Below are 25,889 nucleotides of genomic sequence, written 5' to 3' on the forward strand. Positions count from 1 at the left end.
AAGAAAGCGGCGTGAGCCTACAATTTCGCAAGGCAAAGCCATCGTCGCCTATGCATAGCTCCTCTCCACTTCCCTACGCTGGTATTACCCAGATCAGGTGCTAAGGGTCTCAAAGGCACACTTTGATCTCAGCCTTTCTAAAGGCCCCCCTAGTGGATGTCCCGTCATGATGCCATTTTTCTGTTTACATTTATCATATCACGGCAACGGCGGTTGTCAACCTTTTTTCCGTCCTGCGTTGCGTCGCCCACCGCGATTCGCTATGATTAAAACGCAACGACTCACTATCGAATGGGAGTGGAACTAAATGGCAAAAGTCATTTTAAAACGGCAGCGAAAAAAACGGCTTGAACAAGGTCATCCGTGGATTTTCCAAAGCGAAGTCGACCGCATCGAGGGCGACATCACACCGGGCGACTTCGTTGACGTCTATAACCATCAAGGCTATTGGCTGGCGAAAGGGTACATCAACCCGGCCTCGCAAATCATCGTGCGCGTGCTGACGCAAAACCCCGATGACGAATTGGATGAGCGGTTTTTTATCGAGCGCATCCGCCAGGCATGGGCATACCGCGAACGAATGATCCCCGGCGTCCGCTCTTGCCGCGCCATCTATGGAGAGGCCGATTTTCTGCCGGGTCTTATCGTCGATAAATACGAGGACGTTCTCGCTGTGCAAATTTTGGCGCTGGGGATGGAAAAGCGCAAAGACTGGATTTTGCGCGGTTTGCTTGACGTGTTCGCGCCAAGAGCCATTTACTTGCGCAACGATGTGTACGTTCGGGAGCTTGAGGGGCTCGAACAAGAAAAAGGCTTTTGGTACGGAGAAGCGGAAACGGAAATCGAAATCGAGGAAAACGGCGTCAAATATATGGTCGATATTGAAGGCGGTCAAAAAACCGGCTTTTTCTTCGACCAGCGGCAAAACCGCGCCGCCCTCCGCCCGCTCATCGGTCCGGAAACAACGGTGCTTGACTGCTTCACCCATACCGGTTCATTTATGTTAAACGCTTGTCTGTATGGGGCAAAGCACGTCACCGCCGTCGACATTTCCGAGCATGCGATTGAAACGGCGAAACGAAACGCAGCCTTAAACGGCTTTACAAACGTCGACTTTGTCGTCGCCAACGCCTTTGACTATTTGCGCGAGTCGGTGCGCGCCGGCAAGCAGTGGGATGTCGTCATCATCGACCCGCCAGCGTTTGCCAAGTCAGCCCATACGGTCCCGAAAGCGCTGCGTGGCTATAAAGACATTAACTTAAACGGATTAAAGCTCGTCAAGGACGGCGGCTTTTTTGTCACTTCGAGCTGCTCGTACCATGTCCGTCCGCACATGTTCCAAGAAATGGTCGCCGATGCGGCGTTTGACGCCAAAAAAGTGCTTCGCCAAGTGTACTGGAACGGCGCCGGCTATGACCATCCGAAGTTGCTCGCTGCCGATGAAGGCGACTATTTAAAATTCGCCATTTATGAAGTGCATTCACGGCGTTAAAGAAAAACGCTTAAGGGCAAGCCTTAAGCGTTTCTTTCTTGTCTCGGGCGGAGCGGCTGTTCTTTGCGCAACACGCTCAAATAAACGAGCATCGAAACAAGCACCGAACCGGCGGCGGCTAGATAAATGCTCGGGTAGCCGAACCAATGGCTGATTTGCCCGAAGACGATGGCTCCGATGCCGACGCCTAAATCAAAAAACGAGAAAAACGTCGCGTTCGCCATCCCTTTCCGGTGAACAGGCGCCCGCTCCACCGACCATGCCTGCAGCCCTGGCTGCACCATGCCAAACCCAAAACCATACAGCACTGCCGCAACCAATAACGCCCATTCCCCCGGCAGCCAGGCGAGCATAAGCATCGCCAGCAAAATGAGCCCAGCGCCGGGAAGAAAGACAGCCCGATGACCTTTCCGGTCATACAGCTGACCAGCGAACGTCCGCGTGACCATTAAAGCGAGCGCGTAAAGCAAAAAGTAAAGCTGCAAGCCTCCGATCTGTTTTTGCGCTGTATATAAGGGCAAAAACGAGGCGATGCCGCCAAACGTCACCGTTAAAAAGAAGAGCAACACCGATGGAATCAAAGCCGTCTTTTCGTAAAGATCCCATTTGTTCGCCCCTTGGCCGTATCCCGCCTCCGCTTTTTTATATGTAATCGCAGCGGCAAACAACAAGGAGGCCACACCGAGCGCCGCACAAATCATAAATAAGTGGCTGTACGGAAGGGCGGCTGCCAACACGAGTCCGAGCGAAGGTCCAAAGGCGAGGGCGATGTTTCCTGACAGCCCGTAATACCCCATCCCTTCCCCGCGGCGGTTCGCCGGGATGATGTCTGTCGCCACCGTGCCGGATGCCGTTGTCGAAAACCCCCAGCCGATCCCTTGGACGACCCGCATCAAAAAGAGAAGAAAAATGCTCGAGATGAAGCTGTACGAGCCGACCGAAATGACGAAAATCACCAAACCGAGCAAAAACACAAGCCGCCGCCCCCGCGTCTCCAGCGCATGGCCGGCGAACGGCCGGACGATGAGCGCCGAAAACGTAAACACTCCGACAACAAGGCCAATTAACTGATCGTTGCCGCCTAAATGTTCGACAAACAGCGGCAATGTCGGCAGCGTCATTTGAAATCCGAGAAAGATGAAAAAGTTAGCTAAGCAAATTAAAACAAAATTGCGCGTCCAAATTTTTTCTTTTTGTTCCGCAACAACTTGCTTTTGTTGCGCATTCATGCCGATCCCCCTTATGAAATATGTATTTCGTGTCCCTTAATATTTGTCAGTATAACATAACTGTATGCTTCTGTTTAAACAAAATGTTTTTCATCCATATTTTTTATGCAAATGTAAAAAGCCGCCGAATTGGCGGCTTTTTACCATCCTTTCCGTTCACGCAATGACGTAATTTGCGCGGTATGGTGCTTCCCATGCCATGTATACAATGCGGTCAGCACGTACAGCGGCATCGTTTGTTTCGTCCCTTCAGGGCGAACAAGGCGGTGGAAATCCGCTTCCGACATTGACTCAAGCAGCGCCGCCCATCGTGCGTGCAGTCCGTCAAGCAACCCTAGTGACGGTTCGATCGGCAGCGAGCAGGCGTCGGCCGTTTTTGCCCATTCCCTTTCTTCAAACGGCTTAATGACCGGCGTATCCTCTGTCAATCCCCATTTTGTGCGCAAAAATGCGTTCATGCTTGCGTCAGCCAAATGGTGGACGACTTGGGCCACAGTCCAGCCGCCATCACGATATGGCGTGTTTAACTGCTCACCGTTCAAACCGGAGACGGCAGCCCGCAATGCGCCTGGCAGCTCGCGGACAGCGGCGATCCATTCTTGTGCCTCCTGCGCGCGAAACTGTGCCGGCGCTTGAAACGTTCCGATCGGGTAACGGATCGGATCGATCGTTGACATCGTTGATCATCTCCCTTCCACCTTTGTTTATTCAACGCAAGGGAGCGAACTCCTTCTTATTCTTTCCAGACATAGATCCGAGCTTCATACGGTTTGAGCTTAAAGCGGGTCGCGTTTTTATGCGGCCGAACCGGATAGTTGCCAAGCGCCAAATCGTCCGACTGAAGGCGGATGCCGTCATAGCGGTAAAGCGAAGGCCGGCTAGATAAATTGACGATGATCAACGCCCGTTCTTGGCCGAGCGTTCTCGTATACGCGTAAATGGACGGATGGTTTTCCAAAAGCAAATCATACGTTCCGTAAACAAACAATTCGTTCGTTTTCCGCAGCTGAATCATCCGCTTATAAAACGACCATACCGAATTCGGGTCGCGCCGCTGAGCCTCTATGTTAACAGTTCGATAGTTTTCGTTTACTTTAATCCACGGCGTTCCGGTAGTAAACCCGGCGTTTGGCGCGTCCGACCATTGCATCGGGGTGCGCGAGTTGTCGCGGCCTGTTTGCCAAATGGTGCGCATAATGTCATCATGCTCTCGTCCTTTCGCACGTTCGAGCTCATACAGCCGCAAAATGGCAACATCACGGTAGTCTTCAATATCCGGAAACTGCACGTTCGTCATACCGATCTCTTGGCCTTGGTAAATGAACGGCGTCCCTTGCATAAAAAAGTAGAGCGCGCCGAGCGCCTTTGCGCTCTCCGCCCAATAATCACGGTCATCCCCCCACGTCGAAACGGAGCGGGGCAAGTCATGGTTTTCCAAAAAGAGGGCGTTCCAGCCGCGGTTTTCTAACCCCTTTTGCCATTTCGTCAACGTCCGCTTCAGCCGGCGGACGTCGATCGAGCCATCGGTCCGCCGTTGCCATAGCCCTAAATGCTCAAATTGGAAAATCATATTAAAAATTCCATCCTCTTCGCCCACCCATTGTTCCGCCTCGTCGACAGTCACCCCATTCGCCTCGCCAACCGTCATAATATCATAACGCGCAAACGTTTGCTCTTTCAACTCTTTTAAATAATCCATAATTCCTGGCTGATTCATATGTCCGGCAAACGACGGAACGTACTTCAGTCCTTTCGGATTCGGCAAATCAGGTAGCCCCGGCTTTTTCTTAATATGAGAAATCGCATCAACGCGGAACCCGTCAATTCCTTTGTCGAGCCACCAGTTGACCATCTCATACAGCGCCTGACGGACTTCATCGTTTTCCCAGTTCAAGTCGGGCTGCTTCACGTCGAAAATATGCAAATAATATTGTCCCGTCTGCTCATCGTATTGCCATGCCGAGCCTCCGAAAATGCTTTCCCAGTTGTTCGGCTCGCGCCCGTCTTTGCCGTCGCGCCAAATATACCAGTCGCGCTTCGGGTTGTCCCGGGATGACCGCGATGCAATAAACCACGGATGTTCGTCGCTCGTATGGTTGATCACTAAATCTAAAATGACTTTCAGCCCGCGCCGATGAGCTTCAGCGAGCAGTTCATCAAAATCGTCCATCGTTCCGAACTCATCCATAATGGCATGATAATCGCTAATATCATATCCGTTATCGGCGTTCGGCGACCGGTAAATCGGACAAATCCAGATGATATCCACTCCAAGTTCCGCTAAGTAATCGAGTTTTTCCATAATCCCGCGAAGATCACCGATGCCGTCGCCGTTTGCATCCATAAAGCTGCGCGGATAAATTTGATAGGCGACGCCCTCTTTCCACCACGTCTTTTTCAAGGCTGCCTCCCCCTTTTAGTGCACACGTTTTCACTACTAACTGTACACTACATTGCTGCAAGAAACAACTCTCTTTTACAAAAAAGCGGCCGCTTGGCAAAGAGCTTGCAAGCTCCCTCCAAACGGCCAGCACCGACGAATGGATCATTCGCCGGCCGCGCGGATCGCCTCATAAATTTTTAAGTTATGGTACACTGTTTCCAGCATCGGTGCATGAACGCCATACCGCCTAGCAAGCAGCAGCAAATATCCCTGTAAATGGTCGGCTTCAATGAGCTGTCCTTTTTCCATATCGCGTTGCATTGACGATTTCATCGTCGGGGCGATTTGTTCGAGTTGGGCGCGCTGCCGCTCGGCCATCTCATCGGTCAGCGGCGCACCGTGTGCCTGCATAATCGTCTTAATTTCCCCAAGCAACCGATCGATGATCGCCCGCCCGTACTCGCCGGAGCGAATCGGCCCAATCGGGGCGCGGAACAGCGTTGTCACGCCCGACATCGTCGCGATGAACAAGTATTTATTCCACATATCGGCGGCAATCCGTTCGCTCAGACGAAAGCGGGCATTGGCGCCAGCAAAAAGCGATTCAAGCGTCCTGACCCGCTCCGTCTGTTCCCCTGACCACTCGCCGAAACGGACATCATGGGCTGGGCTTGTCTGCACGATTTCTCCTTTCTCATTCAGCGTCGTTTCAATAAAGCAAAGGCCGCCGAGGACGTTCCCGCGTCCAAACGCCTCCCATAAGGCGTCCATATGCCCCATGCCGTTTAACAGCGGCAAAATCATCGTCCTTTCCCCAATGTACGGCTTAGCATCGGCGATGGCGGCTGCCAGGTGATACGCTTTGCTGGAAAAGATGACAACGTCAAACGGCTCGGCTCGTTCTCCGGCAACAATCAAGTTTGGCTTCAGCACCGCATCACCGTGAATGCTGCGGATGACGAGCCCGTGTTCTTCGAGTTCCCGCTTTCTCCGTTCGCGGACAAGAAACGTCACATCGATCCCTTTTTCAAGCAGCCGGCCGCCGAAATAACCGCCGACAGCCCCCGCTCCAACAACAAGAATGCGCATATACGTATAACCCCTTTCTTCTTGTTTTGTTAACCGACGTGGCAAATCTTTTTTACCGAAACATTAGATCTTTTCAAACGGGGAAGTTAAGGCGTTCTCTCTCTCACAAAGAAAAAAAGGAAGAAGGGATCGTCCCCCTTCCTCCCTTCCCCTAGCAGCAGCGCGACACTTTGCCGCCTTTTGCATTATAGCGCGCCTCTTGCGCCTCGCAGAAAAACTCTTTCCGCGATTTGATCGGCTCCCCTGGATGATGGGTTTTCATATGCTCGACGTATTTTTCATAGTTTGGCACACCGACAAGCAAGTCAAGAAACTGCCGGCGGTAAGCCAACACAGCTTGCAGCCATTTAGGCATAGTTCTTCGCTCCTTCTCCTCCGTCGCGCGGCACATACGGCGCTTCTTTGAGCGGCACATGTTTGTTTTGTAGCACTTTGATCCATATATTTAACGCTGAGATAAGCATCGCGATCACCACAAGCATGAAAATCGCACATAACGTAGCATCAATGTAGTCGTTCATAATAATTTGCCGCATTTGCGCCTCATTTGCTGCCGGCGCTAATATTTTTCCTTGGCTCAAATGATCTTTGAACAATTTCGCATGCGACAAGAAGCCAATTTTGACGTTTTCGTGGAACAGCTTTTGGTATCCAGCCGTTAAGGTGACAACGAGCAGCCATGTCGTCGGCACGAGCGTCACCCAAACATACGCCTTTTTGCCCATTTTAAACAGGACGGTTGTGGCAAACAGCAAGGCAATACCCGCGAGCATTTGGTTGGCGATGCCAAATAGCGGCCAGAGCGTGTTAATGCCGCCAAGCGGGTCGACAACACCTTGATACAGGAAGTAGCCCCATGCCAAGACGCAAAGGGTCGTCGCAATTAAGTTCGAAACGAGTGAATCCGTTTTTCCAAGCGGTTTATAGAACGTCCCCATAATATCTTGGATCATAAAGCGGCCAACGCGCGTACCGGCATCAATCGTCGTTAAAATAAAGAGCGCCTCAAACAAGATGGCAAAGTGATACCAAAATGCCATGAGCGCCTTGCCGCCGATAACATTCGATAAAATGACCGCCATACCGATCGCTAACGTCGGCGCCCCGCCAGTGCGCGACAACACGGTTTGCTCACCGACGTCTTTCGCCAGCTCCGTCAGCATGTCAGGGGTGATCGTAAATCCCCACGACGACACAACTTTTGCTGCCTGCACGACATCCGTACCGATCACCGCCGCCGGGCTGTTAATCGCAAAATATGCCCCCGGCGTCAAAATGCAAGCGGCAACCATCGCCATCACAGCGACGAACGATTCCATCAGCATCGCGCCGTAACCGATCGGCCGCGAATGACTTTCAAGTTCGATCATCTTCGGCGTCGTGCCGGACGAAACGAGCGCATGGAATCCAGACACCGCACCGCAGGCAATCGTAATGAACAAGAACGGGAACAAGTTGCCGGCGAATACCGGTCCTGTACCGTCGATAAACTTCGTCACTGCCGGCATTTGCAAATCTGGCGTGACGACTAAAATACCAAGCGCAAGGCCAACGATCGTCCCAATTTTCAAAAACGTGCTCAAATAATCGCGCGGCGCCAACAAGAGCCATACCGGCAGCGCTGAAGCGACAAATCCGTAAATGATCATTAAGATCGCAATCGTTTCACCTTTTAACGTAAACATGGCTGAAAGCGTCGGATGTTCTGCCACATATTGTCCTGCTACAATGGACAAAATCAGCAGAACAAATCCCCCAAGCGATGCCTCCGCGACGCGCCCCGGACGGATAAAGCGCATGTAAATGCCCATTAAAATCGCAATCGGAATCGTCGCCGCAATCGTAAACATTCCCCACGGGCTTCCGACGAGCGCTTTTACAACAACAAGCGCCAAAACAGCCAATAAAATAATCATAATGCCTAAAATACCAAGCGCTGCGATAAAGCCCGTCACCGGCCCCATCTCTTCTTTGATCATCTCGCCAAGCGACTTCCCGTTGCGGCGCATCGAAGCGAATAAAATAATGAAATCCTGAACCGCTCCGCCGAGGACGACACCGATGATGATCCAAAGAGTTCCCGGCAAATAGCCCATTTGTGCCGCCAAAATCGGTCCGACAAGCGGCCCGGCGCCGGCAATGGCAGCAAAATGGTGGCCGAACAGCACCCATTTGTTCGTCGGGACATAGTCTTTCCCGTCGTTGAACACCTCAGCTGGCGTTTTCCGGTTATCGTCAAGCTCAAACACTTTGCGAGCGATAAACCGGCTGTAAAAACGATAAGCGACCGCATACGTGCAAACCGCGGCGACAATGAGCCAAATCGCGTTGACTGACTCGCCGCGGCTTAACGCCAAAACGGCAAATCCTGCGGCCCCGAGGACAGAAATCAGCCCCCATAGCAAAATTGATTTTAGTCCATTCATACTGCTTCCCCCTTGCTGCATCTTTTGCTAAGATTCTTTACATTACCATTATATTTATTATTCTGAAAAAATCAAATCCTTTTTCTTACCCTCTAACTTTGTACTGTTTGGATCCATAGGAGAAGTTTCCTGTTTCATTATTGCAAAAAAGTATAAAATAGGACCTTAGTGCGAAAAATATAATTGTGCGCCACCGCCTTGAGCATTAAATATTCAACTTCCGTTCTTCGCTCCGCTTCACGGTGCAACAAACGAAGCAACGATCAATCAATATTATCTCAGTAAAGGGTCGAGAAAGTGAAAGCGATCGAAACATTATTGTGGAGCATTGCCTTGCCCGGCTTCGGGCAACTGCTAAACAAAAAGTATGTCAAAGGAATCGCCTTTATTTTTTTGGAACTGCTCATTAACACGCAATCGCAATTTAATGAAGCCATCCGGCTCAGCTTTTTAGGCCGCACCTATGAGGCAGCAAATATCGTGGACACCGGTTGGTTGATGTTTTATCCTTGTTTGTACTTTTTCGCTATGTGGGATGCATTCAAAGACGCTGGCGGCGGACAAACGCCATATTCGTTTTTGCCGTTTGTTTTCTCCGCCTACTTTGTGACCGTCGGCTTAATGTATTCATTCGATGTCACGATTGCCGGCATCTTTTTTGGACCGATTTGGCTGCCGATTTTATCGGTCATCCCTGGGCTGGCCGTCGGTTGGCTGCTGCAAATCGTTTTGCTGAAATGGAGGCGGCCGTCTGTCCCATAACCTCTTCATCAGAAAAGCCGCCAATTATTCATTGGCGGCTTTCGGCTGCGGTTCTTTGGCGGCTTTCTTTTTTTTCAGCGTTCCAACCGTAATGACAGCTGCAACAACAAGCAGCTCAAATCCGTATTTAATCACAGGGTTGGCAAAGTACTCTTTCAAAAACGGCTCGCCGACGATCATTTTTGATGCTGTCCAAGCGAGAACGCCAGCACCGATCGTGATAATAATTGGGAAGCGTTCAATCCATTTTAAAATGAGCGTGCTGCCCCATACCATGATCGGAACAGAAATGAGCAGTCCAAGGATCACAAGGAGAAAGCTTCCATGTGCGGCACCGGCGACCGCCAACACGTTGTCAAGCCCCATCAACGCATCAGCAATAATAATCGTGCGCATCGCTTCCCATAAACTTCCCCCCGCCTCGATATCATCGTGCCCCTTTTCCTCAACGAGCAGCTTATAAGCGATCCAGACAAGTAAGAGACCGCCGACAAGCAAGAGGCCTGGGATTTTAAGGAGCCATACAACGAAAATGGTGGCTAGCGCGCGAACGGCGACAGCACCAACCGTCCCCCAAATGATGGCCTTTTTTTGCTGATGTTTTGGCAAGTTGCGGGCCGCGAGTCCGATGACAATCGCATTATCCCCCGCCAAGACAAGGTCAATAATGATAATCGACAGCAACGCTGTCCAAAACTCCGGAGAAAACAAATCCACAGCATCGTCCCCCTTTATAGGTTATATTTTTCCTTTAATGAAACTGGAGCCATCTTAATGACTTTCTGTAAAATAAACATGAAAACGGCCAAATCATCGATAAAACCAAATAACGCGAGCCAATCGGGAATGAGATCAAACGGCAACGCCACATACAACAGCAACAGCCCAACGGAGAACGCCTTTTTCCGCACCGGCACCTCGCGCGAAGCAAAAAATTCAACCAAAAATGGAAGAAAGCGTCGGACGTTTACGATTAAGCGAAGTCGTTTCCACCACTTGCGCACGTCATCTCCCTCCGTATTCATCATCGTTTATCCCATTAAGAATCGAGCCCATCTTCCTTTACGATTAGCTTCCCCCTTTCGTTTCATAAAAATAAGAAAAGACCTTTGCCATACTTGGTAAAGGTCTTTAAGCAAACAAAGACCTTTACCGCAGCAGGTAAAGGTCTCGCTAACAACGTCACCGTTGCCAACAAAGCCGAGGGCGTACACCCTGAACTGACGACTTTGTTGTTAAAGCTACTCCCCTTTAACAAAAGGATATTTACTTTTTACAATTCCATGATATTCAATGTTTATGCGTCCTGTCAACGCAATTTTTTCTAACTGCAATAAAAAATCGAACTTTCCATCCCGGACGGAAGAAGGAATGGAGCGCTTGGCTTCGAAACTGGCCGATAATTTCTTGCTCCTTCCGTTTTTTACTGCGCTGCCGTGAACTTTAAACCGATGATCCCAACGAGAATAAACAATAAAAAGATGATCCGCGGCGCGTTGACGGGTTCGTTTAAAAACATCATGCCAATAACGACCGCCCCAAGCGCCCCGATTCCTGTCCATACCGCGTAGGCGGTGCCGATCGGCAAAGTTTTTGTCGCAATCGATAAAAAGTAAAAGCTGGCGATCATCCCGGCAACGGTCACGGCAGACGGCCACAGGCGGGTGAACCCAGCCGTATATTTCAGGGAAATGGCCCAGACGATTTCGAATATCCCGGCGACAATTAAGTATATCCACGCCATGTTTCATTCCTCCTTTCAAAAAATAAAAAAGCCGTGAGAAATATCAAAATGATACTCCTCCCGGGCTTTTGTCCCTCCGTGTACGCGAGAACGCCGCGCGTTTTCTCTCGGTCGCAGGCCGGCCGCAAAGCAGCCGCGGAACCCTAGAAAACCTTTTTCTTCCTTTATCCGCTGTTATTGTATCATGTTCGTTGCCAACCGGCAACTGATTTGGCTTGCCGCATTACCGTCATAGAAGAAAGCAGATGGGACATGCCCACCTGCCTTATACCGGATCGTTATCAACATCGCTGTACGATTCAATCGCCTGATCGAGCGCCCGATAGGCCTCAGCGAAAGCGTTTGTCGCCGATTCATCTCCAGCCTCGGCCAGCTCCATTCGTGCATTGCGCGCGTGAGTCACCGCACGGATGACATCTTCGATCATTTGCCGTTTGTCCCCGGCGCTCGCTTTTAACCGTTCAAGCTCATGAATCGCCCCGTCAAGACTCGTTGAGCGCGGTTCGTCAAACGATTGTTCCAGCTGCTCTTTCACACGCTCCAATATTTCTTTCATCATCGCCCATCCTTTCTTTATTCGTTATCATCCGCTAGTGTGGGCGATTGGCGGCAAACTATGCATTACTAAGACGCTGAAATTGTGTTTACTCATTTACGTGCACATCTTTCAAACCAGCCCAAAACGCGGCGATGATCGACAGAGCGACGATGATCATCGGCGCATACATGATCAAAAATGTTTGCATCATCCTTTTCCTCCTTCCCATTTTCCTTTGACATACGCCTTGTTAAACAAAAAGAGGCGCATAAGCAAATAAAGTGACGGAATTAATAACAGAAGGCCGGCAATAAACACAACGATCAACGCCATAGCCATCGTCTCATTCGTAAACCCGTCATAAATTGTCAAATACGGGTATAACAAATACGGATAATGTGAAATGCCATAGGCGTAAAAGGCGAACGCATATTGAAACAAAAGCGCAATAAACGCCCAGCCGAACCGCCGTTGCCGCCAAAGCAGCCAAACGGTGGCGACAAAAAACAAAAAAGAGACAGCCAGCATCCATGCCACGTTCCATAGGTTGGCGTAATGCTCGGGATTATGGTAGCGGAGCTGATAAATAATGAGCAGCGCTGACAACATCGTCGGCCCACTCCAAAGAAGAGCGTAGCGGCGCAACAGCGCCCTCGCCCGTTCATCCTTGGCCGCGTCCGCATAATATGTTAAGAAAACGGCAGAAATGTAAAGAACGCTCGTCACACTTAACAGCACAATGCTCCATGACAACGGGCTTGCAAACAGCTTCCCATAATCAAGCGCAACGCCTGAGGCGCCTGCCTCTACAAACCCGCCTTCGGAAATCGTCAACACAATGGACAGCGAGGCCGGAATAAACACCCCCGTCAATCCATAAGCGATTAAATACCAGTTCCGTTCCGTCCCCCCATACGTATGAAACGCGTAGTACGAGCCGCGAATAGCTAACAAAATGATGGAGATGCTCGCCGGGACAAGCAAAATAGAACCATAATAATACGCCGTTTTCGGAAAAAAGCCGACAATGCCGACAAAGAAAAAGACAAGAAAGACGTTCGTCACTTCCCATACAGGGGAAAGATAGCGCTGAATGATGCGGTGCAAAATATGCTGTTTGTTTGCCCAATGGCTATAGGCGCTGAAAAACCCGGCCCCGAAATCAATCGAGGCAACGATAATGTACCCGAACAAAAACAGCCATAACACCGAGATGCCAATGACTTCGAGCGTCATGGCGCCACCTCCCCGTTATTGGCCCGCTCTGCCAGCTCCCGTTCAACCGGGTTGCGGCGGAACATACGAACGAGCACTGTTGCGCTTGCAATTACTAACACCATATACAAAAGGCAAAACAAAACAAGCATCGTATCAACATGCGCAGACGATGTCGCTCCTTCCGCCGTTTTCATATAGCCGCGCAAAATCCACGGCTGCCGCCCGACTTCCGCTAAGTACCATCCCGCCTCAATCGCAGTCATCGCCAGCGGCCCTCCCGCCACCAGCAGTCCAAAAAACCACTTTTTCGCCGTCCATTTCCAGCGGAAAATCGATCCTAGCCAATACGCGGCTGCGACAACCATTAAAAATACCCCGATCGTGACCATCACATCGAATAAGTAATGAATGTATAGCGGCGGACGCTCATCTTCTGGAATATCATTTAATCCAGTCACAACCGCAGCGGGGTGGTTATGGGCTAAAATACTGAGGGCGTATGGAATTTCTAAAGCATATTTCACTTCTCCGTCTTCTCCGAGCGTGCCGAACAGGATCAACGGTGCATGGGAGCTCGTTTCAAAATGCCATTCGGCGGCCGCCAGCTTTTCTGGCTGGTATTCGGCTAAAAATTTGCCCGATAAGTCGCCAATCAATGCACTGGCTACCGAAAAAATAAACGCCGTTTTCATCGTTAAATGAAGTGCCTTGCGATGATAAATGTGACGATTGCCTTTCCATAAATGCCAAGCGGCGATCGAAGCAAGCACGAATGCTGACGTCATATACGCCGTCGCCAGCACGTGGGCGACTTTCGTCGGCATCGCCGGGTTGAACATCGCCGCGATCGGATCGATGTTGACAAGCTCGCCGTTTTTCAACTCAAACCCTTGGGGTGTATTCATAAATGCGTTCACCATCGTAATAAACATGGCCGATGCTGAAGAGCCGATCGCCACCGGGATAAGCAAAAGCAAATGTTTTTTCTGATTTTCGAACCGATCCCATGTATACAAATAAATGCCGAGGAAAATGGCTTCAAAAAAGAAGGCGAACGTCTCCATGAACAGCGGCAAGCTGATCACTTGGCCGGCGAGTTGCATAAAGTTCGGCCATAAAAGCGACAGCTGCAAGCCGATCGCTGTTCCTGTCACCACGCCGACCGCTACGGTGATGACAAAGCCGCGCGTCCAGCGGCGGGCGAGCAAAATATAATGCATATCGTTTTTGCGGATCCCAACCCACTGGGCAATGGCGATCATCAGTGGAATCCCGACACCGATCGTGGCATAAATGATATGGACCGTCAGCGTCAATCCCGTCAAAATACGACTAAGCAACACCGGATCGTAGCCGTTCACGATTCATCCCCCCTTTATGAAAACAAACGGCCAATCAAAGAAAGCAAGACAACAACCGCAACAGCAAAGCTAATCAACACGAGCATTTTTTCTTGTCGTTCCCACATATCCGTCCCCCCGGACCAACAGACAATAACGAAAAATTTGTGACAATCATCACAAACTACCTACTTCATATTATTTCATAAGATCAGCCATATTATCCGGCATAATTTCGAATAATTTGTGTCATTTTTCACATATTCATCGTGACAAACAAAAAAAGCAGGATATCCCTGCCCTAATGTTATAAATATTTCCGATGCACCGTCTTCCCATCATACGTAAACAACATCGGCTTTTCCTCGACGACCGTCTCTATATGGACGGGACGCCCCCACAACTGATAAATGTACGGCAACACCTTTTCTAAATATTTCAAATCCAATTCAATTCCCTCGTACCAATGCTTTAAATACAACTCCCCGTTGCGCATATAGTCGCCGTCATTCACTGTAATGTACGGGAATCCGCCATTGACCCGCATGCTGACGAGCTGGTCGCGGATATGCTCCCAATGTTTGTCAACAATTTTGTAATCTTTTCCTTGCTTTTGGAACAAATACATATCTTCACGCATAATAAGCTCTTTCGTCAAATAGTTGCGCAAAAACGAAATGTCGGACTCCAACTCACGCACTTCGAACAGTTTCGCCCGTCCCGATCCCGGTTTGATGCCATATTTTCTCATCTCTTCCGTCGGGTTGTTCCACCGCTCTTCAATGTCTTCAAAAATTTTCAACCCTAAATAGTACGGATTGATGCCGGTGCGCGACGGCTGCACGACGTTGGCGTTCAGCTTGGCAAACTCGATCGCTTCATCGCTCGTTAAATCCATCTCGCGTAAAATACGCTGATGCCAATACGTCGCCCAGCCTTCATTCATAATTTTCGTCTCGAGCTGCGGCCAAAAATAGAGCATTTCTTCGCGCATCATCGTTAAAATATCACGCTGCCAGTCCTCAAGCTCGCGGCTGTATTCTTCAATGAACAACAGCACATCTTTTTCCGGCTGCGGCGGAAACTTGCGCCGTTTTTTTCGCGGGGGTGTTTTTGGCTTGTTCCGCTCATCAAGCGACCAAAGGTCATCATATGGCGACGGTGTTTTCGCCGGTTCTTCTTCTTCATACACCTCCGTATCTTCCCATGTCCATGACAGCTTCGGCCGCAGGAGCGACGGGTCGATATGCTCTTGAATGGCCAAGACAGCATCTAAAAATTTTTCCACTTCCAGTTTTCCATATTGGTGTTCATACCGCTTAATCCGTTCAGCTGTCGCCGCCATGCTTTCCACCATATCGCGCTTCGTGTTGCTGAAACGGACGTTGTTTTTGAAAAAGTCGCTATGCGCCAACACGTGGGCGACGATCAACTTATTTTGAATGAGCGTGTTCGTGTCAAGCAAAAACGCATAACAAGGATCTGAATTGATAACGAGTTCGTAAATTTTGCTTAATCCCAGGTCGTAATGCAGCTTCATTTTGTAAAACTGCTTGCCAAAACTCCAATGGGAAAAACGCGTTGGCATCCCGTAGGCGCCGAACGTGTAAATAATGTCCGCCGGACAAATTTCATAGCGCATCGGGTAAAAATCCAGCCCAAATCCTTCAGCAATTTCCGTGATTTCGGCAATCGCCCGTTCCAGCTCTTTCAGCTCGTCCTGCTGCATCCCAATCCCCCCTTTTCCCCTTATCACAATGTATGAGGAAAAAGGCGTTTTGATACGTTCAATCGTTTTGCCCCGAACACCTTCGGCTGCCACTCGTTTTCATTTTTTACTCATTTGATTATAATGGTCATGTAGAAATCGTGGCGAAGCGTGGTGATAATTTGCAGCATTATTTGCACTATCTCATTGATCACTTTGGTTATATCGGCATTGTGATCGCGCTTATGCTCGGCATCGTCGGGCTGCCGATCCCTGACGAGCTGCTGTTGACATATGCCGGCTACCGCGTCTCGACCGGTGCATTTTCGTATCCGCTCGCCTTTCTTGCCTGCTCGCTTGGGGCAGCCATCGGCATTTCGCTCAGCTATATTCTTGGGATTACGCTCGGCTTGCCGTTTTTGCATAAATTCGGTCCGAAGCTTCATGTGACAGAAAAACGGCTCGAGCAAACAAGAGCCCTATTCTCGAAGCTCGGCCCAACCGTATTATTCATTAGCTACTTCATCCCGGGCGTTCGGCATCTCGCCGCCTTTTGGGCCGGCATGAACGGTTATCATTGGAGGAAGTTTGCCTTGTTCGCCTACAGTGGAGCGATGGTGTGGGTCGCTGTCTTTTTGACGCTCGGCGCCTATTTTGAAAGCCGCTGGACGACCCTCAAGCAGTACATTGATGCCTACCGCCCGCTGTTATTTCTTGTTTTTCCCATCGTTTTCGGCTTCGCCTTCTTCTATCGGCACACCCAACAAAAACGAAAAACACCGGATTGAACACCGGTGCTTTTTCTTTTCCTGCCCACACTATACGTTTTCGGTTGAATTGCAACGATACGTTTCCATCAGCAATCCCATAAACAAACCAAAACCAAACATCACCATCGAGGCCCCGATGATCCCAAGGCTGACAATCGTTAGGAAAAAGTCTCTGTTGTAAGCGCTTGCGATGAAACTAAGCAAAAAAAGCGCTGTTCCAACAATTAAGCCGACGGACGCCATCCATTTGCACATCTTTGTGATTTCTTGCCCTTCGTGCCCCTTGTTCATTCTCATCATCCCCTTACTTAAAGGATACTATGCCTGTCACAAAATTGCAACATTTACTTTTCCTTTTTTATCTCTATTTCGGTTATAATTTATATTTTCCCTTATGACACAACATTTACAGGGCAACAAAACACCTTGGCGTCATACACTAACAATGACTCCTTCTCGATAAAGGAGGCATGCCGCTTGAACACCGTCGACTACGATAAGGCGCTCTATTATACGCATCGCTCCGAGTGGGACAATTTACTCATTTTAATGGTGCGCACGCCTGATGACATGCTGTCGAAAAAAATTGAAAAGTTTCTCCACGCCTATAATTTCGAACACGACTATTCCGTCATTCAGGAAAGGCTCACGGCCTTGTTGCGCTACATCGACCACGCGCTTGAAGTGAGCGAACAAAAAATGGGAGTCGAGCAGTACGCCTATTTTTACTCGTAAATCGAGCGGGGAATTGGTTTGCTCCAATTCCCCGCCGTTGTTTGCTCGCTGGTTATTGAGCGTAAGAAGGTGAAACGGTGCGCAATACGTCGTGCACCCGCTGCATGACAGCATCAGTAAGGTTGGCCAGCTTCTCTTTACTGTCTTGCAGTGATGTTCCTTTAACGCCAAAGTACGCTTTCATTTTCGGTTCCGTCCCTGACGGACGCAAGCAAAACCACGAACCATCCTCCAATACATATTTCAACACGTTCGAAGCCGGGAGCGTGATCGCCGTTTTCTCCCCGGTTAATGTGTTCGTCCGCTCCTTCGTTTTGTAATCCTCGATCACCGTCACCTTTTTCCCCGCGGCCTCCACCGGCGGTTGCTGACGGAATGAAGCTAAAATGGCAGCGATCGTTTCTGCTCCTTCTTTGCCCTTTAACGTGAGCGATCGTTGCCCTTCACGGTAGTACCCGTATTTGGCAAACAATTGAAGAAGCGCTTCATACAGCGACAGCCCTTGCTGTTTGTAAAACGCGCACACTTCCGCCGCAAGAACAGCCGCTTGTACCGCGTCCTTATCGCGGGCGAAATCCCCTATCAAATACCCGTAACTTTCTTCATAGCCGAACTGGAACGTATACTGTCCTGTCTGTTCGTATTCCTTGATTTTTTCACCGATGAATTTAAACCCGGTCAGCGTATCGATCGTTTCCAAACCGAACGAGGCAGCAATCGCTCGCCCGAACTCGGACGTAACGATCGTTTTTAAGACGACGCCATTTGGCGAAAGCAAGCCTTTGTCCTTCCGTTGCGACAATAAATAATGAAGCAGCAGCCCGCCCGTTTGGTTGCCGGTTAAAATGACGTACTCTCCTTGCTCGTTTTTCACAGCAATGCCGAGCCGGTCTGCATCTGGGTCGGTGGCGATGAGCAAGTCAGCATTGACTTGCTTGCCGAGTTCAATCGCCAAGGCAAAGGCTGCGTGCTCTTCCGGATTCGGCGAAGCGACGGTTGAAAAATTCGGGTCCGGCTGTTCTTGCTCCTTGACGACAAAGACGTTTTGGTAACCAAGTTCAGCCAGCGCACGGCGCACCGGCTTGTTCGACGTGCCGTGGAGCGGCGTGAACACGATGTTCATATCCGTTTCCTTAGCCAGTTCCGGATGAAGCGAAATCGTTTTGACAGCGTCTATGTAGGCATCGTCGACTTCTTTTCCGATGATACGAATCAGCCCTTTTTGCTTTAACGTTTCCTCATCCTCGACACGAACGGCGAGCTCATTCTCGACCTCATTAACGTAGCGGATCACCTCATCTGCAGGATCCGGAGGCAGCTGCCCACCGTCCTCACCATATACTTTGTAGCCGTTATATTCCGGCGGGTTATGGCTGGCGGTAATCACAATGCCGGAAAACGCCCGCAGATGGCGAACGGCAAACGACAGCTCCGGCGTCGGCCGCAATTCATCAAACACGTATGTTTGAATGCCGTTTGTAGCCAATGTTTTCGCCGCTTCCATGGCGAATTCCGGCGATTTATGCCGCGAGTCGTAGGCGATGACAACACCGCGCTGTTTCGCCTCATCGCCAAATGATTGTATGTATCGTGCCAAGCCTTCCGATGCTTTGCGAACCGTATAAATGTTCATTCGGTTCGTCCCCGGCCCGATTTCACCGCGCATACCGCCGGTGCCAAATTCCAAGTTTTTGTAAAAACAATCTTCGAGCCATCGTTCATCGTCGCGGTGTTGCTCCAAGATGTTTCTCAGTTCTGGATCTAGCTGCGGCTCACGAAGCCATTGTTCGTATTTTTGTCTCCACTCCATCCATTTTCCCCCCAATCTTCCTTCCTCCTGTTTATGTATTCGTCCCCATCATACAATATACCTGCTAAAAGAAAAAGGATGTCCTGGAAAATAAGGACATCCTTTTTCTTCCATTTACCCTTGCGGCTGCGACGGTTCGGAAATGTTTGTTAACGCTTGTTCCGCCGCTTCATTCGATGCGCTGTTTGTCGCGATATCCCCTAAAGCGACGATGCCTTGAAGCTGGTTGTTCTCTACAATCGGCAAACGGCGAACTTGATGCTGCGCCATGACGTTAGCCGCATCTTGGACGCTCATGTTCGGCGTGCCAGTGACGACTTGGTTGGTCATGACGTCCGATACTTTTACGGTCGCCGGGTTTTTCCCTTGGGATGAAACGCGCAGCGTAATGTCGCGGTCTGTAATCATCCCTTTGACTTGCCCGTTTTCCACAACCGGGAGCGCGCCAATATTTTTTTGACTCATGATTTGCGCTGCTTCTTGCACCGTTTGGTTCGGCGAAATGGTCGCGACGTTTTTCGTCATAATGTCCTGCACTTTGTTTCCACTGTTATTGGTCAATGTGATCCTCCCCTTTCACCGATTAGTATGGCTCGTTTGCCGGGCGATATAGATAGAAAATAATGCTTTCTATTCTACCCTTTGCCGCGTCTCGATGGACGAGCCGGTTCTCATCTCTTATAATGGAGGTGAGTTCTTTTAGCGAAGAGGCACATCAAGCCTAAAAGGCTAAAAAAGCCCATTTCCCCGCTCATTTCCCGCCAAGATGGCTCTTGCCAACAGCACACCATAAGAAAGAAGGTGGAAGGATGGGGGAAAGAAACCATACGGAAAATTTGCTCATGGCTGCTTGGGTCACATCGCTTGTTGCCACGCTCGGGAGCTTATATTTTTCCGAGGTGCTTGGCTTTATTCCATGTGACTTATGCTGGTTTCAACGCATTTTTATGTATCCGCAAGTCATCATTTTAGGGATCGCCATCGCCCGCAAAGATTTTACAGCTGCCCGTTACAGTTTGGCGCTATCACTTGCCGGCGGCGTGGTTTCCTTGTATCACTATGCCTTGCAAAAGATTCCGTTTTTCCAGGATTACGCCATCAGCTGCAGCCGCGTCCCATGTACAGGGCAATACATTAACTGGCTCGGCTTTATCACCATTCCATTTTTGGCGTTGACGGCCTTTACCATGATTATTTTCTTAAGTCTTGCTGTCATGCGCCGGCAACGGGAGGAGAGCGAACGTTGAAAAAACTGCTCATATTTGGCAGCATCATTGTCGCTTTATTTGCCGCTATTGCTTTTGTCACGTTGTATGAACAAAAAGAAGCAGCTAAAAATAACCCTTATCAGAAAAATGAGCTGCATCCCGCCACCATCGATCAACTCGATGACCCGAATTACCAAAACATTATTTTGCCTGATGAGTTAAACCAACAGCTCGCCGACGGGAAGTCTCTTACCGTCTATTTTTACAGCCCGACATGCCCGCATTGTCGGCGGACAACGCCCATTGTCGTGCCGTTAACGAAGCAGCTTGGCATCGATTTAAAACTGTTCAACTTGCTTGAATTTGAAGATGGATGGGATACATACCATATCGAAGCCACCCCGACGATCGTTCATTACGAAAACGGAAAAGAGACGAAACGCTTGGAAGGGTATCACGATGAACAAACGTTCCGTCAATGGTTCGACTCATTATCAGAACAAGAAAAATAAGGAGCTACGGCCGATGTTGGCTTCGCTCCTTTTTCCTTACATCATCCATTGACTCGTGGCAGGAAAATAGATGCTGCACGGCAACGCACGCTTACGGGTAAACTGCCTCGCCTGAAACGGAAAAGCGATGCCATGGCGAGCCAAAATGCTTTGATTGCGTGCAAACAACCATTCGTATTGTTCACATTCCCCTTGTTCCCCGATATGTTCGATGACCGTGATCAACGACTGCAATGCTGAGATGATTTGGAACGCTTCTTTCATCGTTCCATTATATGTAACATGCTCATGGTCCAACGAAAGAATGCCCAGTTCTTCAAATTGGTGAATTTGTTCATCATCGAAATAGTACGGGAAAATATCAGTGTAGAAGTAATTTAACAAATAATGCATGTAATTTTCTTGCTCCGGAGTCACCGCGTACATAACTTTCAATGTTCATACCACCTTTTCTTGCCGCAATGCTTGCGTTCTCCATCGCGAAAACGATACTATGAGTGTATCATATTCAATGCACTTATAGGGGTAGAAAGTGTTTCCACGACTACAGAGAACTGGGAGGTGCGACAACGTTTGTGGACAAGAAAAGGCGATTGGCTTGAATGCATCATCCCCGCCCTATGGAGTGGGCTGACCATTGAGCAGCTGCTGAAAGAAGTATGGGCCGCGTCCAAAAAACTCGCCCACCGGTGGCGAATGGAACAGGGAGTCAAACTGAACGGCCAAGCCGCCTCCTGGCAGACGGCGCTTCGCGAACAAGACCGCCTTCAGTTTTACGCATATGAACCGGAGCCGTCACCAATCATTCCGGAATATCGGGAGCTTTCCGTCTTATGGGAAGACGATCATTTGCTCATCTTGAATAAAGAAGCCGGCATCGATATCCACCCGTCTGAGCCGGAGCAGACGGGCACGCTTGCCAATGCGGTCGCCTTTTATTTGCAGGCGCAGGCGATTTTGACCAAAGTCCGCCATATTCACCGGCTCGACCGTGATACGTCAGGGGCGATTTTATTTGCCAAACACCCGCTCGCCGGAGCGACGCTCGACCGAATGCTTGCCCGCCGTACCGTGAAACGAACGTACATCGCTCTCGTCCACGGCCGCCTGTCTCCGAAAGTCGGAACGATTTCCGCACCGATCGGCCGTGACCGTCATCACCCAACGCGTCGGCGCGTCTCGAAAACAGGGGCGAAGGCAGTGACCCACTATCGTGTGCTCGAAACGTTCCCGTCCACATCGCTTGTTGAACTTAACCTTGACACCGGACGGACACACCAAATTCGCGTCCACCTGGCTCATCTTGGCCATCCGCTCGTCGGCGACGTGCTTTATGGCGGCAAACCAGTGTTTCATCGCCATGCGCTCCATGCCGCTAAACTGACATTCCGCCACCCGTTTACAAATGAAGAAGTCGTTTGCCTCGCGCCGACGAACGACTTTCCGGTCGATCTCTCGCCCATCGCTCACTAGTCTCCCCCGCTTTTGCTTACGTTGGACAACTGCTCGATTTAGGAACGATAAAAGGCAGACGGCCTTTCCGTCTGCCTTACAAATGCAGCTGCTCTTCTTCCATCCCTGCCTGTTCGTCTTCCCGTTCAACCGGCTCCCGCTCTTTTTTCATCACTTCTAGCGTCTTCACATGATGACCGTCCATCTCTTTCACGGTAAAGAGATAGCCGTCAATTTCCACGCTGTCGCCTGTCTGGATGTCGTAATGTTTCGTTAAAATCCAACCACCAATCGTATCAACATCGTCGTCATCGATTTCTAAGCCCAACAAATCGTTCACTTCACTAATGAGCACTTTGCCGTCCAAAATGAACCGCTCATCAACTTTTTGGATCAATGGCGTCTCATCAATGTCGAACTCATCCTGAATCTCCCCTACAATCTCTTCCAAAATGTCCTCGACTGTCACAAGCCCGGACGTACCGCCATACTCGTCCACTAAAATCGCCATATGGATGCGCTCTTTTTGCATTTTCACGAGCAAATCGTGAATCGCAATCGATTCAATGACTTGAATGATGGGACGGATGTAATCTTTCATTTGTTTTTCGTTTGACGGGTTGGCGACAAAGTCCGTAAATACTTCTTTCACGTTAATGAGCCCGAGTACGTGATCCTTGTCGCCATCAATCACGGGATAACGTGTATATTTTTCTTCTCGGATGATCTCCAAGTTTTCCTTGACGCTTTTGTTGATATCCAATGCCACGATCTCTTTGCGCGGCACCATAATTTCTTTGGCCACACGATCGTCAAAGCGGAAAATGTTGTTGACATAGCGGTACTCGGATTGGTTGATCTCCCCGCTTTTATAGCTTTCCGACAAAATCAGACGCAACTCCTCTTCCGAGTGGGCGATTTCATGCTCCGCCACCGGTTGGAGGCCAAACAGACGCGTCACTAACCGGGCTGCATTATTTAACGACCAAATCACCGGATACATGATTTTGTAAAACCAAATGAGCGGCTTGGCCGTCCACAGCGTAATCGCTTCCGGTTTATGAATGGCAAACGTTTTCGGCGCCAATTCGCCGACAACAACATGCAAAAACGTGATGAGCGAAAATGAAATAATAAACGCTAAAAAGTGGGAGACGGATTCCGATAAATGGAAACGTTCAAACAGCGGCAGCAACATCCGCGCCACCGTCGGCTCCCCAAGCCAGCCAAGGCCAAGCGAAGTGAGGGTAATGCCAAGCTGGTTCGCCGATAAATAACCATCCAAATTCGAAATTACTCTCTTTGCCGCGACCGCCCGTTTATTCCCTTCATTAATAAGCTGATCAATGCGCGAGCTGCGCACTTTGACGATTGCGAATTCCGAGGCAACAAAAAAGGCGGTGCAAGCGATCAGCAATGCCACCAACAGCAAACTGGCTATGTCCAATTTATCTCTGAGCGCGGATGAAGCGCCCAGATTACACCTCCTGCGCACAAAAGTTTCCACAACAACGATACACGTTAATGCAGCTTTAGGCCGCCAACAGCGGGCGGCCCGACGTTTTTACGACTCCTCATTATTGTTCCCTTGGGTAAAAATCAACACATACTTCAACAGCTCAAACACCGCGATCAACGTCGCAGCGACATACGTTAACGCTGCCGCGCCGAGCACCTTGTTCACGCCGCGCGTTTCGTCTGGAGCGATGATCCCTTCAGCGAGCATAAATCGTTTCGCCCGCGCGCTCGCATTAAACTCGACTGGCAGCGTAATGACTTGGAACGCCACCGCCAGTGAGAAGAACAAAATGCCGAGACCGATCAATGAAAATTGTTGGAGCAAAAAACCAACCAGCAGTAAAAACGGAGCCACACCGGAAGCCAAGTTCACAACGGGAAACATCCGGTGGCGAAGAACAAGCGCCGCGTACCCTTGCTGATGCTGAACGGCATGGCCAACTTCATGGGCGGCCACCGAAATGGAAGCGATCGAACGCCCGTAAAACACCGGTTCCGAGAGACGGACGGTGCGGGAAATCGGGTCGTAATGGTCAGAAAGCCGCCCCGGCACCACCTCAACCGGCACATGATGCAAGCCGTGGCGATCTAAAATCAGGCGCGCCACTTCCGCCCCTGTCAACCCCGATGAGGCCGGGACTTCGGACCAGGCATTGAAGTTGCTCGACACTTTCCATTGCGCCCAAAGCGAAATCAAAAAGGCAATAAAAATGAAAATATCCATCGGATGGAATAGCATCACAGCACCCTCCGTTTTTTGAATGATCATCAAATGTGTATACTATTATTGTACTTGTTCATCATTTCATACGTCAAACATGCCGCTTTGGTTTCATTCCTCAACAAAAACAGCGCCGGCACTGGACGCTGTTTAGACGATCGCTTCGTCAAAAATTGAAATTGTCCGGGTCAGGGCCAATCCGCTTGTTCAAGTTCAATGCATCGATTCGTTTCATTTCCTCATCGGTCAGTGAGAAATCGAAGAGATCAGCGTTTTCCTTTATGCGCGCAGGCGTCACCGATTTCGGAATCGTGACAACGCCGTTTTGCAAATCCCAGCGCAGCACGACTTGCGCCGGCGTTTTCCCGTATTTCTTCCCAATCTCCACGATCGTCGGCTCGTTTAAAATTTCCCCGCGCATGAGCGGCGACCATGCCTCAAGCTGGATGCCGTTTTCCCGGCAAAACGCATGCAGCTCTTTTTGCGTGAGGCGCGGATGGTACTCGACTTGGTTGACCATTGGCTTGATTTCGCAATCGGCCAGTACATCTTGCAAATGATGGATTTGAAAATTGCTGACGCCAATTGCGCGCACATACCCATCTTTATATAGCTTTTCAAGCGCCTTGTACGTCTCTTTATATTTCCCTTTCACCGGCCAATGGACTAAGTACAAGTCAACGTAGTCAAAGCCGAGCTTTTTCAAGCTTGTATCAAACGCTTTTAGCGTCGTTTCGTATCCTTGGTCGGTGTTCCATACTTTCGTCGTCACAAATACTTGCTCGCGCGGAATGCCGGATTCACGGATCGCTTGCCCGACCCCTTCTTCGTTTTCGTAAAAAGCGGCCGTGTCAATATGGCGATAGCCAATTTCTAACGCGGTGCGCACCGCGCTTTTGACTTCCTCGCCCTCCTTTACTTTGTAGACGCCAAGGCCAACCCACGGCATTTGCACGCCGTTATGTAATACAGCGCAGTCTTGCAAACTGTTCACTCTTCTTCCCCCTCCAACATCGGTATAGCTTTATTATGGAAAAACGGCCAGGAAAAAGCAAAATATATGCACAAAAAGCGAGGGAACCATTCCCTCTCCTGACCATGGCACCCTTTTTTCAATCACTCAGCGATTTTGGTCATCGATCATTTCCCTTTTTTATTTCATCATCCTCCATCTGTATTTCAAAAGAAATCTACTCGTCATTTTCAACTTAGAGAACCATGAAAGGCAAAAAGG

At 49.7% G+C, this 25,889-nt stretch carries 27 protein-coding genes and 2 riboswitches; of the genes, 7 read left to right on the forward strand and 20 right to left on the reverse strand.

Annotated features, from left to right (window positions below; all coding sequences use genetic code 11):
• Positions 1 to 53 precede the first annotated feature (53 nt).
• Positions 54 to 161, reverse strand: a riboswitch (TPP riboswitch).
• Positions 162 to 307: 146 nt separating this feature from the next.
• On the forward strand, positions 308 to 1,492 hold the full coding sequence (locus IC803_RS14055) for a class I SAM-dependent rRNA methyltransferase (protein WP_081207688.1): 1,185 nt from the start codon (positions 308 to 310) through the stop codon (positions 1,490 to 1,492).
• A gap of 23 nt (positions 1,493 to 1,515) precedes the next feature.
• Here the strand turns inward: IC803_RS14055 and IC803_RS14060 are convergent, their stop codons facing one another.
• From IC803_RS14060 to IC803_RS14085, 6 genes are all read right to left on the reverse strand, one after another.
• On the reverse strand, positions 1,516 to 2,721 hold the full coding sequence (locus IC803_RS14060) for an MFS transporter (RefSeq protein ID WP_081207687.1): 1,206 nt from the start codon (positions 2,719 to 2,721) through the stop codon (positions 1,516 to 1,518).
• Between the two features lie 140 nt (positions 2,722 to 2,861).
• Positions 2,862 to 3,398: a YfiT family bacillithiol transferase gene (locus tag IC803_RS14065; protein WP_081207686.1), complete on the reverse strand. Its 537-nt coding sequence runs from the start codon at positions 3,396 to 3,398 to the stop codon at positions 2,862 to 2,864.
• Between the two features lie 56 nt (positions 3,399 to 3,454).
• Positions 3,455 to 5,122 carry a glycoside hydrolase family 13 protein gene (locus IC803_RS14070; protein WP_081207685.1) on the reverse strand — a complete coding sequence of 556 codons (1,668 nt, stop codon included), beginning with the start codon at positions 5,120 to 5,122 and terminating at the stop codon, positions 3,455 to 3,457.
• Between the two features lie 144 nt (positions 5,123 to 5,266).
• Positions 5,267 to 6,193 (reverse strand): 2-dehydropantoate 2-reductase, encoded by a 927-nt coding sequence (gene panE, locus IC803_RS14075; protein ID WP_081207684.1) that lies wholly within the window; start codon positions 6,191 to 6,193, stop codon positions 5,267 to 5,269.
• Between the two features lie 151 nt (positions 6,194 to 6,344).
• Positions 6,345 to 6,548 carry a YbdD/YjiX family protein gene (locus IC803_RS14080; protein WP_081207683.1) on the reverse strand — a complete coding sequence of 68 codons (204 nt, stop codon included), beginning with the start codon at positions 6,546 to 6,548 and terminating at the stop codon, positions 6,345 to 6,347.
• Entirely contained in the window at positions 6,541 to 8,619 is a 2,079-nt protein-coding gene (locus IC803_RS14085) for a carbon starvation CstA family protein (RefSeq protein ID WP_081207682.1), read from the reverse strand. Before IC803_RS14085 ends, IC803_RS14080 begins: the two co-directional genes overlap by 8 nt.
• 297 nt (positions 8,620 to 8,916) lie before the next feature.
• Between IC803_RS14085 and IC803_RS14090 the strand changes: the two genes are divergently transcribed.
• Positions 8,917 to 9,381: a hypothetical protein gene (locus IC803_RS14090; RefSeq protein WP_081207681.1), complete on the forward strand. Its 465-nt coding sequence runs from the start codon at positions 8,917 to 8,919 to the stop codon at positions 9,379 to 9,381.
• A 24-nt stretch (positions 9,382 to 9,405) separates the two neighbouring features.
• On the opposite strand, the gene IC803_RS14095 is transcribed toward IC803_RS14090, so the two are convergent.
• The 7 genes from IC803_RS14095 to IC803_RS14125 form a co-directional block, all read right to left on the reverse strand.
• Positions 9,406 to 10,098: a TerC family protein gene (locus tag IC803_RS14095; protein WP_081207680.1), complete on the reverse strand. Its 693-nt coding sequence runs from the start codon at positions 10,096 to 10,098 to the stop codon at positions 9,406 to 9,408.
• A gap of 14 nt (positions 10,099 to 10,112) precedes the next feature.
• On the reverse strand, positions 10,113 to 10,385 hold the full coding sequence (locus IC803_RS14100) for a YkvA family protein (RefSeq protein WP_081207822.1): 273 nt from the start codon (positions 10,383 to 10,385) through the stop codon (positions 10,113 to 10,115).
• A gap of 419 nt (positions 10,386 to 10,804) precedes the next feature.
• Positions 10,805 to 11,125 (reverse strand): DMT family transporter, encoded by a 321-nt coding sequence (locus tag IC803_RS14105; RefSeq protein ID WP_063166690.1) that lies wholly within the window; start codon positions 11,123 to 11,125, stop codon positions 10,805 to 10,807.
• 55 nt (positions 11,126 to 11,180) lie between these two features.
• Positions 11,181 to 11,283, reverse strand: a riboswitch (guanidine-I (ykkC/yxkD leader).
• 107 nt (positions 11,284 to 11,390) lie between these two features.
• The gene (locus IC803_RS14110; RefSeq protein WP_021322500.1) at positions 11,391 to 11,681 is read right to left on the reverse strand and encodes a hypothetical protein; all 291 of its coding nucleotides are present in this window, start codon (positions 11,679 to 11,681) and stop codon (positions 11,391 to 11,393) included.
• A 189-nt stretch (positions 11,682 to 11,870) separates the two neighbouring features.
• Positions 11,871 to 12,899 carry a cytochrome d ubiquinol oxidase subunit II gene (locus tag IC803_RS14115; protein ID WP_081207679.1) on the reverse strand — a complete coding sequence of 343 codons (1,029 nt, stop codon included), beginning with the start codon at positions 12,897 to 12,899 and terminating at the stop codon, positions 11,871 to 11,873.
• Positions 12,896 to 14,242, reverse strand: coding sequence for a cytochrome ubiquinol oxidase subunit I (locus IC803_RS14120; protein WP_081207678.1), 1,347 nt, complete (start codon positions 14,240 to 14,242; stop codon positions 12,896 to 12,898). Before IC803_RS14120 ends, IC803_RS14115 begins: the two co-directional genes overlap by 4 nt.
• 286 nt (positions 14,243 to 14,528) lie before the next feature.
• On the reverse strand, positions 14,529 to 15,950 hold the full coding sequence (locus IC803_RS14125) for a SpoVR family protein (RefSeq protein ID WP_081207677.1): 1,422 nt from the start codon (positions 15,948 to 15,950) through the stop codon (positions 14,529 to 14,531).
• 161 nt (positions 15,951 to 16,111) lie between these two features.
• Between IC803_RS14125 and IC803_RS14130 the strand changes: the two genes are divergently transcribed.
• Positions 16,112 to 16,717 carry a DedA family protein gene (locus tag IC803_RS14130; RefSeq protein ID WP_081207676.1) on the forward strand — a complete coding sequence of 202 codons (606 nt, stop codon included), beginning with the start codon at positions 16,112 to 16,114 and terminating at the stop codon, positions 16,715 to 16,717.
• A 30-nt stretch (positions 16,718 to 16,747) separates the two neighbouring features.
• On the opposite strand, the gene IC803_RS14135 is transcribed toward IC803_RS14130, so the two are convergent.
• On the reverse strand, positions 16,748 to 16,996 hold the full coding sequence (locus IC803_RS14135; RefSeq protein ID WP_081207675.1) for an MFS transporter: 249 nt from the start codon (positions 16,994 to 16,996) through the stop codon (positions 16,748 to 16,750).
• 180 nt (positions 16,997 to 17,176) lie between these two features.
• Between IC803_RS14135 and IC803_RS14140 the strand changes: the two genes are divergently transcribed.
• Positions 17,177 to 17,434 (forward strand): YhdB family protein, encoded by a 258-nt coding sequence (locus tag IC803_RS14140; RefSeq protein ID WP_020958743.1) that lies wholly within the window; start codon positions 17,177 to 17,179, stop codon positions 17,432 to 17,434.
• Between the two features lie 52 nt (positions 17,435 to 17,486).
• Here the strand turns inward: IC803_RS14140 and IC803_RS14145 are convergent, their stop codons facing one another.
• Positions 17,487 to 19,244, reverse strand: coding sequence for a phospho-sugar mutase (locus IC803_RS14145; RefSeq protein WP_081207674.1), 1,758 nt, complete (start codon positions 19,242 to 19,244; stop codon positions 17,487 to 17,489).
• Between the two features lie 114 nt (positions 19,245 to 19,358).
• Entirely contained in the window at positions 19,359 to 19,805 is a 447-nt protein-coding gene (locus tag IC803_RS14150) for a CBS domain-containing protein (RefSeq protein ID WP_081207673.1), read from the reverse strand.
• Positions 19,806 to 20,053: 248 nt separating this feature from the next.
• On the opposite strand from IC803_RS14150, the gene IC803_RS14155 reads away from it, so the two are divergent.
• Positions 20,054 to 20,491, forward strand: coding sequence for a disulfide formation protein C (locus tag IC803_RS14155; protein ID WP_081207672.1), 438 nt, complete (start codon positions 20,054 to 20,056; stop codon positions 20,489 to 20,491).
• Positions 20,488 to 20,964: a thioredoxin family protein gene (locus IC803_RS14160; RefSeq protein ID WP_081207671.1), complete on the forward strand. Its 477-nt coding sequence runs from the start codon at positions 20,488 to 20,490 to the stop codon at positions 20,962 to 20,964. Before IC803_RS14155 ends, IC803_RS14160 begins: the two co-directional genes overlap by 4 nt.
• A gap of 36 nt (positions 20,965 to 21,000) precedes the next feature.
• On the opposite strand, the gene IC803_RS14165 is transcribed toward IC803_RS14160, so the two are convergent.
• Complete coding sequence (locus IC803_RS14165) at positions 21,001 to 21,399, reverse strand: YhcU family protein (RefSeq protein ID WP_081207670.1); 399 nt, start codon at positions 21,397 to 21,399, stop codon at positions 21,001 to 21,003.
• A 138-nt stretch (positions 21,400 to 21,537) separates the two neighbouring features.
• Here IC803_RS14165 and IC803_RS14170 point away from each other — a divergent pair, with 138 nt between their 5' ends.
• On the forward strand, positions 21,538 to 22,437 hold the full coding sequence (locus IC803_RS14170) for an RluA family pseudouridine synthase (RefSeq protein ID WP_081207669.1): 900 nt from the start codon (positions 21,538 to 21,540) through the stop codon (positions 22,435 to 22,437).
• 76 nt (positions 22,438 to 22,513) lie between these two features.
• On the opposite strand, the gene IC803_RS14175 is transcribed toward IC803_RS14170, so the two are convergent.
• From IC803_RS14175 to IC803_RS14185, 3 genes are all read right to left on the reverse strand, one after another.
• Positions 22,514 to 23,863: a hemolysin family protein gene (locus IC803_RS14175; protein ID WP_081207668.1), complete on the reverse strand. Its 1,350-nt coding sequence runs from the start codon at positions 23,861 to 23,863 to the stop codon at positions 22,514 to 22,516.
• Positions 23,864 to 23,980: 117 nt separating this feature from the next.
• Positions 23,981 to 24,673 (reverse strand): zinc metallopeptidase, encoded by a 693-nt coding sequence (locus IC803_RS14180; protein ID WP_081207667.1) that lies wholly within the window; start codon positions 24,671 to 24,673, stop codon positions 23,981 to 23,983.
• 148 nt (positions 24,674 to 24,821) lie between these two features.
• Positions 24,822 to 25,649, reverse strand: coding sequence for an aldo/keto reductase (locus IC803_RS14185; RefSeq protein ID WP_081207666.1), 828 nt, complete (start codon positions 25,647 to 25,649; stop codon positions 24,822 to 24,824).
• Positions 25,650 to 25,889: the final 240 nt, after the last annotated feature.

Source organism: Geobacillus sp. 46C-IIa (genome assembly GCF_014679505.1).
Taxonomy (GTDB): domain Bacteria; phylum Bacillota; class Bacilli; order Bacillales; family Anoxybacillaceae; genus Geobacillus.

Excerpts from the sequence above, each read along its gene's own strand:
- IC803_RS14155 (WP_081207672.1), top strand. The coding sequence starts at position 20,054 with ATGGGGGAAAGAAACCATACGGAAAATTTGCTCATGGCTGCTTGGGTC.
- IC803_RS14135 (WP_081207675.1), bottom strand. The coding sequence starts at position 16,996 with ATGAGAATGAACAAGGGGCACGAAGGGCAAGAAATCACAAAGATGTGC.
- IC803_RS14180 (WP_081207667.1), bottom strand. The coding sequence starts at position 24,673 with ATGCTATTCCATCCGATGGATATTTTCATTTTTATTGCCTTTTTGATT.
- IC803_RS14055 (WP_081207688.1), top strand. The coding sequence starts at position 308 with ATGGCAAAAGTCATTTTAAAACGGCAGCGAAAAAAACGGCTTGAACAA.
- IC803_RS14080 (WP_081207683.1), bottom strand. The coding sequence starts at position 6,548 with ATGCCTAAATGGCTGCAAGCTGTGTTGGCTTACCGCCGGCAGTTTCTT.
- IC803_RS14115 (WP_081207679.1), bottom strand. The coding sequence starts at position 12,899 with ATGACGCTCGAAGTCATTGGCATCTCGGTGTTATGGCTGTTTTTGTTC.
- IC803_RS14110 (WP_021322500.1), bottom strand. The coding sequence starts at position 11,681 with ATGAAAGAAATATTGGAGCGTGTGAAAGAGCAGCTGGAACAATCGTTT.
- IC803_RS14085 (WP_081207682.1), bottom strand. The coding sequence starts at position 8,619 with ATGAATGGACTAAAATCAATTTTGCTATGGGGGCTGATTTCTGTCCTC.
- panE (WP_081207684.1), bottom strand. The coding sequence starts at position 6,193 with ATGCGCATTCTTGTTGTTGGAGCGGGGGCTGTCGGCGGTTATTTCGGC.
- IC803_RS14105 (WP_063166690.1), bottom strand. The coding sequence starts at position 11,125 with ATGGCGTGGATATACTTAATTGTCGCCGGGATATTCGAAATCGTCTGG.
- IC803_RS14060 (WP_081207687.1), bottom strand. The coding sequence starts at position 2,721 with ATGAATGCGCAACAAAAGCAAGTTGTTGCGGAACAAAAAGAAAAAATT.
- IC803_RS14065 (WP_081207686.1), bottom strand. The coding sequence starts at position 3,398 with ATGTCAACGATCGATCCGATCCGTTACCCGATCGGAACGTTTCAAGCG.
- IC803_RS14145 (WP_081207674.1), bottom strand. The coding sequence starts at position 19,244 with ATGGAGTGGAGACAAAAATACGAACAATGGCTTCGTGAGCCGCAGCTA.
- IC803_RS14125 (WP_081207677.1), bottom strand. The coding sequence starts at position 15,950 with ATGCAGCAGGACGAGCTGAAAGAGCTGGAACGGGCGATTGCCGAAATC.